This is a genomic window from Brevundimonas sp. UBA7534, from assembly GCF_002479325.1.
Lineage (GTDB): Bacteria > Pseudomonadota > Alphaproteobacteria > Caulobacterales > Caulobacteraceae > Brevundimonas.
The window spans coordinates 541-7308 of the sequence record NZ_DLMO01000008.1 but is presented as its reverse complement, the minus strand read 5'-3'; the positions used below and the strand labels follow the sequence as shown (position 1 = coordinate 7308).

Sequence of the window (6768 nt, the reverse complement as noted above, 5' to 3'; positions counted from 1 at the left end):
GTTTCAGGGGGTCACGTCACGAGAACTAGACAGTCCAGTTCACTCGCCGTTAAGGCGCTGAATATTTTAGATAAAGTTTCCGCTCATTTCCCAGACTATTTCTGGAAGTCGTGGTGTAAATGGTTTGCCGCACATCGCAGGGAGCGAATGGCGGTCACCCGATCGTCGTCCGGCTCCACCAAGGAGTAACGATATGCCGCAATCAAAGACCGCGAACGCTGAGAATGGCTCTACGACGTGGGAGGCTCTGACGGAGGTCTACACGACCAAGGAGGCTGCACGGATCCTGAAGGTTTCCCACAGGACGCTAGAAGACCAACGTCTAAAGGGGCGGGGGCCCCGCTTTATCAAACTTGGCACGTGTGTTCGTTACCGCGAGCCCGATCTTGCCGAGTGGCTCGACGGCCCCACCTTCGCCAACACCGCTGAGGCTGCTTCCTAAAAATCGGTGGATAAGCACCATGGAAGCGCATGCTTCCATGGTGCTTCCACGTCACCAACTCCAGAGCGGCGGCCAAGCCGCGCCCGTCGCAAGACACTGCTTATAAAGACGAAAATGGTGCCGCTTGCGTGACTCGAACACGCGACCCCCTCATTACGAATGAGGTGCTCTACCGGCTGAGCTAAAGCGGCCCGGTGCGGCGGGCGAGCCCGCGCGAGAGGGGCTCTTTATACGCGTGGATCGCGCTTGCCAAGCGCCGCCTGCAAGACATCGAGCAGGGCGTCCTCGCGCGGGGCGGGGGCCACGGCGGGCGACAGGCCCAAGGCCTGCAGGGGCGCGGCGGCGGCGGGGGAGATGGCGGCGATCGCGGCGTGGGCCAGCGCCGCCCCGCCCGCGTCCGCCAGCGCCCGCCCGGCGCGGGGGGAATGGATCAAGACGGCGTCGAAGGCGTCGGGCGGCGTGGCCCCTGTAGACCGGGCGCGATAGATCGCCACGGCCTGGACCGCGACCGCGCCGCCCGCCTGACGCACGGCGGCGGCCAGGTCGCCCGCCGGGGTCTCGGCCACAGCGGCCAGGACGGGACCGGTCGCGCTCGCGGCGATGCGCCGGCCCAAGGCCGCCAGGTCGCCATCGGCGGAGTCCACCCGGTCGAAGCCGACCGCTCGGGCGGCCTGGGCGGTGGCGTCGCCCACGGCGAAGACGGGGCGGTCGCGGCGCGGGGTCAGGGCGCCGAAGGCGGCCACGCCGTTGACGCTGGTGAAGGCCAGGGCCGAAAAGGCGTCGAGATCGGGCAGGTCGGGCGCCAGGGCCTCGATCGCCAGCAGAGGACGGACCAACGGCTCAAGTCCCAGGGCCAAGAGACGCGCGGCGGTGCGGGCGGCGCCGGGCTCGGCGCGGGTGATCCAGACGCGCGGGGCCCGCGACGTCATCCGGGCAGGCTCGCCGGATCGACTTCCTGGTCGCCGGCGGCGGCGTGGACTTCGGCGCCGAGGCGCAGGCCGAGTTCGCGCGCGGCGGACAGGGTCTCGGGCGCCGCCAGGTCTTGGCCCGCCGCGATCTCGCCCACGCGGCGCCAGCGGGCCGAACCGTCCGGGCTCAGCATCTCGGCGGTCAGGTGAAGCGCGCCGTCGACCAGGCGCGCATGGGCGCCCACGGCGGTGCGGCAACTGCCCTCCAGCGCGGTCATGGCCCCCCGTTCGGCGGCGACCGCCAGGACGGAGGGGGCGTGGTTCAGCGCGGCGGCCCAGGCGGCGTCGACGTCGGCGACGCGGGTCTGGATGGCCAGGGCTCCCTGCCCCGGCGCCGGCAGGAAGGCGTCCGGCGACAGAATCTGGCGGATCGCTCCGTCCACGCCCAGCCGTCTCATCCCCGAAACCGCCAGCAGGATGGCGTCGAAGTCGCCCTCGGCCGCGCGGCGCAGGCGGGTGTCGAGATTGCCGCGCAGCATCTCGATCTTCAGGTCGGGGCGCAGCGCCAGGGCCTGGGCCTGGCGGCGCAGGCTGGCGGTGCCCAGGCGCGCGCCCATGGGCAGGTCCTCGAAGGCGGCGACGTCGCGGCTGACGAAGGCGTCGCGGGCGTCCTCGCGCTCCGGGATGGCGGCGATGCACAGGCCGTCGGGCTGTTCGGCGGGCACGTCCTTCATCGAATGGACGGCGACGTCGACGCGCCCGTCCAGCAGCGCCTCCTCGATCTCCTTGGTGAACAGCGCCTTGCCGCCAAGCTCCAGCAGGCGGCGGTCCTGGATGCGGTCGCCCGTGGTGACGATCTCGACCAGGGGCACGGCGGCCTCGACCTCCTCGTCGGGCACGCCCAGGGCGGCGGCGATGGCGCGCTGCATCATGCCGGACTGGGCCAGCGCCAGCTTGGAGCGGCGGGTGCCGATGCGGAGGGGAAGGGTCATGATCGTTGCGCGCCGGTCGCCGGGTCGCTACCTCGACCCGATGGAGATGTCCGCCGACTATAGCAGCGACGCCGCAGCGGCAACCGGACGGGATGTCCGCCCCCTGACGGTGCTGGGCCTGGAGACCAGCTGCGACGAGACCGCCGCGGCGGTCGTGCGGCTGCATCCGTCGGCGCGGGGCGGCCGGGCCGAGGTGCTGTCCTCGGTGGTGCACAGCCAGATCGACGACCATGCGGCCTATGGCGGCGTGGTGCCCGAAATCGCCGCGCGCAGCCATGTGGAGATGATCGACGGCGTCGCCCGCCGCGCGATGGTCGAGGCGGGCTTGGACCACGCAGAGCTGGACGGGGTGGCGGCGACGGCCGGGCCGGGCCTGGTCGGCGGGGTCATGGTCGGTCTGGGCTACGGCAAGGCGGTCAGCCTGGCGCGCGGCCTGCCGCTGGTGGCGGTGAACCATCTGGAGGGCCACGCGGTGTCCGCCCGGCTGGGCGCCGAGGTCGCCTATCCCTTCCTGCTGCTGCTGGTGTCGGGCGGTCATTGCCAGATCCTAGAGGTGCGCGGCGTGGGCGACATGAGCCGCATCGGCGCGACCATCGACGACGCGGCGGGCGAGGCCTTCGACAAGATCGCCAAGGCTTTGGGCCTGGGCTATCCGGGCGGGCCGGCGCTGGAGCGGCTGGCGGCGAGCGGCGACGGATCGAAGATCGACCTGCCGCGCGCCCTTTTGGGCCGCAAGGACTGCGACTTCTCCTTCTCGGGGTTGAAGACCGCCGCCTTCCGCATCGCCCAGCGCTGCGAGACCCCGCAGGACAAGGCCGATCTGGCCGATGCGGTCCAGACCGCCATCGCCCGCCAGCTGGCCGAACGCTCCGCGCGGGCGATGATCGACTATGCGGCGCATCATCCTGACCGACTCTTCGTGGTCGCGGGCGGGGTGGCCGCCAACAAGACCGTCCGGCGCGTGCTGGAGGAAACGGCGGCCAGACACGGCTTCGGCTTCCTGGCGCCGCCGATGGCCTATTGCACCGACAATGCGGCGATGATCGCCCTGGCGGGGGCGGAACGGGTGGCGCTGGGGCTGGTCAGCGACATCGACGCGGCGGCGCGTCCGCGATGGCCGCTGGACGAAGCGCGCGCCTTGTCCGATCCTTCGCACCGAACCGGGCGCAAGGGCGCCAAGGCTTGACCATCAACAAAGGCTTGGGAGGGCCCATGGAATTCCGCACGGCGGGTGTGATCGGCGCGGGCGCCTGGGGCACGGCCCTGGCCCAGGTCTGCGCCCGGGCGGGACTGGCGGTGACGCTTCAGGCGCGCGAGAGCGAGGTGATCGACAGCATCGCCGCGCGGCGCGTCAACGAGGCCTTCCTGCCCGGCGTGGAACTGGATCCCGCCATCCGCGCCACGTCCGACATGGCCGGGCTGGCGGACTGCGACCTGATCCTGGCCGTGCCGCCAGCCCAGCATATGCGCGCCACCCTGGCGGCCTTCGCTCCTCACGCCCGGCCCGAGGTTCCGATCGTCCTGTGCTCCAAGGGGATCGAGCGCGGTTCCCTGAAGCTGATGACCGAAGTGCTGTCCGAGACCCTTCCCGAGGCGACCGCCGCCGTCCTGTCCGGCCCCAGCTTCGCCGCCGAGGTGGCGCGCGGCCTGCCTTCGGCCGTGACCCTGGCCTGCGCCGATCCCGACCTGGGACAGGCGCTGCTGAACACCCTGTCGGCCCCGGCCTTCCGCCCCTATCTGGCCGACGACCTGATCGGCGCCGAGGCCGGCGGCGCGTTGAAGAACGTGCTGGCCATCGCCTGCGGGATCGTGGAGGGCCGCCAGCTGGGCCGCAGCGCCCACGCGGCGGTCATCACGCGCGGCTTCGCCGAAATGACGCGCCTGGCCGTCGCCCTGGGCGGTCAGGCCGAGACGGTGGCGGGCCTGTGCGGCCTGGGCGACCTGGTCCTGACCTGCTCCAGTCCGCAGTCGCGCAACATGAGCCTGGGTCTGGCGCTGGGCCAGGGGCAGACGGTTCAGCAGGCTCTCGCGGGCAAGCGCTCGGTCGCCGAGGGCTACGAGAGCGCGCCCGCCGTCCGCGACCTGGCCGCGCGCCTGGGCGTGGAAATGCCGATCGCCGAGATCACCGCCGCCCTGCTGGCCGGAGAGACCACGGTGGACGGCGCCATAGAGGCCCTGCTGTCGCGCCCGCTGAAGGCGGAACGGATTTGACGGACGCGCCCGCCGCGCCCGCCGAACGCCCCCGCGTCTGGAAGACCCCGCCGGGCGTCGCTCTGTGCGCCGAGGCCGACATCGCCGATCCGGGCTCGCGCGGCTTCGTGCTGCAGATCGGCGAGGCCTTCTTTCACGGCTTCGTGGTGCGAAAGGACGGCCAGGTCGCCGGCTGGGTCGACCGCTGCCCCCACGCGGGCTTTCCCCTGGCGATCGAGCTGGACCGCTATCTGACGCCCGACGCCGCGCTGATCCTGTGCGGCTGGCACGGGGCGGTGTTCGAGCCGATGACCGGCGAATGCCGGGGCGGTCCCTGCGCCGGCGGCCGACTGACCCCCTGGCCCGTCGCGGCCTCGGGCGGGGTGATCCGCACGGCCTGAGGTCAGGCGCCGGCCTTCAGGCCGTCTCCAGGGCGCGCCAGTGGTCCAGGCGGTTCAGGAAGACCGCCGGATCCTTTGGCGTCACCAGGTTGGACGGGTCATGGAAGATTCGGTCGTGCAGCCGCGTCAGGGTGAAGCGCAGGGCCGCCGCCTCGCCCAGGCGCGGCAGGGCGGCGCGTTCGACTTCGCTCAGCGGCCGCACCGCCTCATAGCCGCGCTGGAAGGCGGCCAGGGCGTCGGGCAGCGCTCGCCCCTCCCCGTCGAAGCCCCAGGCCGACAGGGCGATGGCCAGGTCGTAGGCCAGGGCGCCGGTGCAGCCGAAATAGAAGTCGATGACGCCCGACACGGCGCCGTCCTCGAACAGCACATTGTCGGGGAAATAGTCGGCATGGATCGCGCCGGTCGGCAGGTCGTCGGCGAACGGATCGCCCAGCCGCGCCAGGGCGGCCTCCACCCGGTCCAGCAGCAGCCGGTCCTCGCCCTTGGCGGCGCCGGCGCATCGTTCGGCCAGACGGCGCCAGGCCAACGGGCCGACCGGATTGGCCCGGCGTCCCGCATAGCCCTCGGCCGCCTGGTGCAGCCGCGCCAGGACGGCGCCGGCGGCGGCCTGGTCGGCGGGGGACGGCTGGCGCAGCCAGGCCCCGGTCTTCCATTCGATCACGGCGGCCGCGCGGCCGTTCAGCCGGCCCAGCCAGCCGCCCGCCCGATCCGCCACCGGGCGCGGCGCGGGAAAGCCCCGGTCGGCCAGATGGGCCGTCAGCCCCAGGCAGAAGGGCAGCGACGCCTCGTCCGTCCGCCCCTCGAACAGGGTCAGCACAAAGCGGCCGCGATCGGTCTCCAGCCGATAGTTGGTGTTCTCCACCCCCTCGGCGATGGGCGCCAGTTCGACCGCCTGGCCCAGTTCGTAACCGGACAGCCAGGCTCGCGCCTGGTCGAGCGTGACGGGGGTGAAGACGGCCATCCGCCTAGTTCAGGCCGGCGTCGGCGCGGCGCGCGCGCACGATTTCGGCCAGGTCGGCCATGATGCTCTCGGTGGTGGCCCAGCGTCCGGCCCCGCGACCGCGGCAACGCCATACCCGGCCGTCGGCGTTCCAGACCTTCAGCGCATTGCCCTCGCCGCTCAGGCTGGAGAACAGGGGATCGCCGTGATCGGCCGTCAGGCGCACCGAGGGATTGAGGGCCTCGCCGTCGCGGCTGCAGGCGCCGATCTGGCGCACGCCGGGCGCGGCTTCGGTCTGGTCCGACAGGTGATCGCGGGGCACGGCGTCGGCGTCGGGCGAGACGCCGAAGGCCTCATAGGCCAGCAGGCGCACCTTGGCGGCGGCGTCCAGCCCTTCCAGATCGGCGGACGGATCCTCCTCGGCGAAACCGGCCGAGCGGGCGTCGGCCAGGGCCTCGGCGAAGGCGGCGCCGTCGCCCAGCCGCTCCAGCATGAAGTTGACCGTGCCGTTCAGCACCGCCTCGAAACCGGCCACCTCGCCGGCGGCGCGGGCCGCGCGCACCGTCTCGATCATCGGCGAGCCGCCGCCGACCGAGGCCGACCAGAACACCCGGCGGCCCTTCTGATAGGCCAGGGCCTGCAGGCCGGCCGGGTCGCGGCTGACCGCCTGCTTGTTGGCGCTGGCCACGTCGCAGCCGGCCTCCAGCGCCTTGCGGATCAGGGCGTGGCCGGCCTCGCCCTCCGAAAGAGCCTCCAGCACGATGTCAGGTTTTCTTGACAACAGGACGTCGGCGTCGGCGGTGAAGAGATCGGGCGGACAGGACACGTCGCGCGGCTTATTCGGGTTGCGCACCAGCACGCCGACCACGTCGTAACGAGGGTCGTTCAGCAGCCG

At 72.2% G+C, this 6768-nt stretch carries 7 protein-coding genes, 1 tRNA gene and 1 pseudogene; 4 read left to right on the top strand and 5 right to left on the bottom strand.

Annotated features, from left to right (window positions below; genetic code table 11):
* The first annotated feature begins 193 nt into the window (after window positions 1-193).
* Window positions 194-442: a helix-turn-helix transcriptional regulator gene (locus tag B2U11_RS00455; protein WP_292068997.1), complete on the top strand. Its 249-nt coding sequence runs from the start codon at window positions 194-196 to the stop codon at window positions 440-442.
* Window positions 443-557: 115 nt separating this feature from the next.
* On the opposite strand, the gene B2U11_RS00450 is transcribed toward B2U11_RS00455, so the two are convergent.
* The 3 genes from B2U11_RS00450 to hemC all read right to left on the bottom strand — a co-directional run bounded on the left by B2U11_RS00450 (window position 558) and on the right by hemC (window position 2342).
* Window positions 558-633 (bottom strand) — tRNA-Thr (locus tag B2U11_RS00450).
* Window positions 634-669: 36 nt separating this feature from the next.
* On the bottom strand, window positions 670-1371 hold the full coding sequence (locus B2U11_RS00445) for a uroporphyrinogen-III synthase (RefSeq protein WP_292068994.1): 702 nt from the start codon (window positions 1369-1371) through the stop codon (window positions 670-672).
* The gene (gene hemC / locus B2U11_RS00440) at window positions 1368-2342 is read right to left on the bottom strand and encodes a hydroxymethylbilane synthase (RefSeq protein ID WP_292068993.1); all 975 of its coding nucleotides are present in this window, start codon (window positions 2340-2342) and stop codon (window positions 1368-1370) included. Before hemC ends, B2U11_RS00445 begins: the two co-directional genes overlap by 4 nt.
* A 46-nt stretch (window positions 2343-2388) precedes the next feature.
* Between hemC and tsaD the strand changes: the two genes are divergently transcribed.
* Genes tsaD through B2U11_RS00425 form a run of 3 tightly spaced genes read left to right on the top strand, consistent with a single transcriptional unit; the run spans window position 2389 to window position 4933 of the window.
* Window positions 2389-3528 (top strand): tRNA (adenosine(37)-N6)-threonylcarbamoyltransferase complex transferase subunit TsaD, encoded by a 1140-nt coding sequence (gene tsaD, locus B2U11_RS00435; protein WP_292069011.1) that lies wholly within the window; start codon window positions 2389-2391, stop codon window positions 3526-3528.
* 26 nt (window positions 3529-3554) lie between these two features.
* Window positions 3555-4553: an NAD(P)H-dependent glycerol-3-phosphate dehydrogenase gene (locus tag B2U11_RS00430; protein WP_292068992.1), complete on the top strand. Its 999-nt coding sequence runs from the start codon at window positions 3555-3557 to the stop codon at window positions 4551-4553.
* Entirely contained in the window at window positions 4550-4933 is a 384-nt protein-coding gene (locus B2U11_RS00425; protein WP_292068991.1) for a Rieske (2Fe-2S) protein, read from the top strand. Before B2U11_RS00430 ends, B2U11_RS00425 begins: the two co-directional genes overlap by 4 nt.
* A 16-nt stretch (window positions 4934-4949) precedes the next feature.
* On the opposite strand, the gene thrB is transcribed toward B2U11_RS00425, so the two are convergent.
* Both thrB and B2U11_RS00415 read right to left on the bottom strand, forming a co-directional pair.
* Complete coding sequence (gene thrB / locus B2U11_RS00420; protein WP_292068990.1) at window positions 4950-5894, bottom strand: homoserine kinase; 945 nt, start codon at window positions 5892-5894, stop codon at window positions 4950-4952.
* 4 nt (window positions 5895-5898) lie between these two features.
* Window positions 5899-6768, bottom strand: a pseudogene (locus tag B2U11_RS00415) (homoserine dehydrogenase); the annotation flags it as partial.

Coding starts and splice junctions, on each gene's coding strand:
- B2U11_RS00445 (WP_292068994.1), bottom strand. CDS start 1,371: ATGACGTCGCGGGCCCCGCGCGTCTGGATCACCCGCGCCGAGCCCGGC.
- thrB (WP_292068990.1), bottom strand. CDS start 5,894: ATGGCCGTCTTCACCCCCGTCACGCTCGACCAGGCGCGAGCCTGGCTG.
- tsaD (WP_292069011.1), top strand. CDS start 2,389: ATGTCCGCCGACTATAGCAGCGACGCCGCAGCGGCAACCGGACGGGAT.
- B2U11_RS00455 (WP_292068997.1), top strand. CDS start 194: ATGCCGCAATCAAAGACCGCGAACGCTGAGAATGGCTCTACGACGTGG.
- B2U11_RS00430 (WP_292068992.1), top strand. CDS start 3,555: ATGGAATTCCGCACGGCGGGTGTGATCGGCGCGGGCGCCTGGGGCACG.
- hemC (WP_292068993.1), bottom strand. CDS start 2,342: ATGACCCTTCCCCTCCGCATCGGCACCCGCCGCTCCAAGCTGGCGCTG.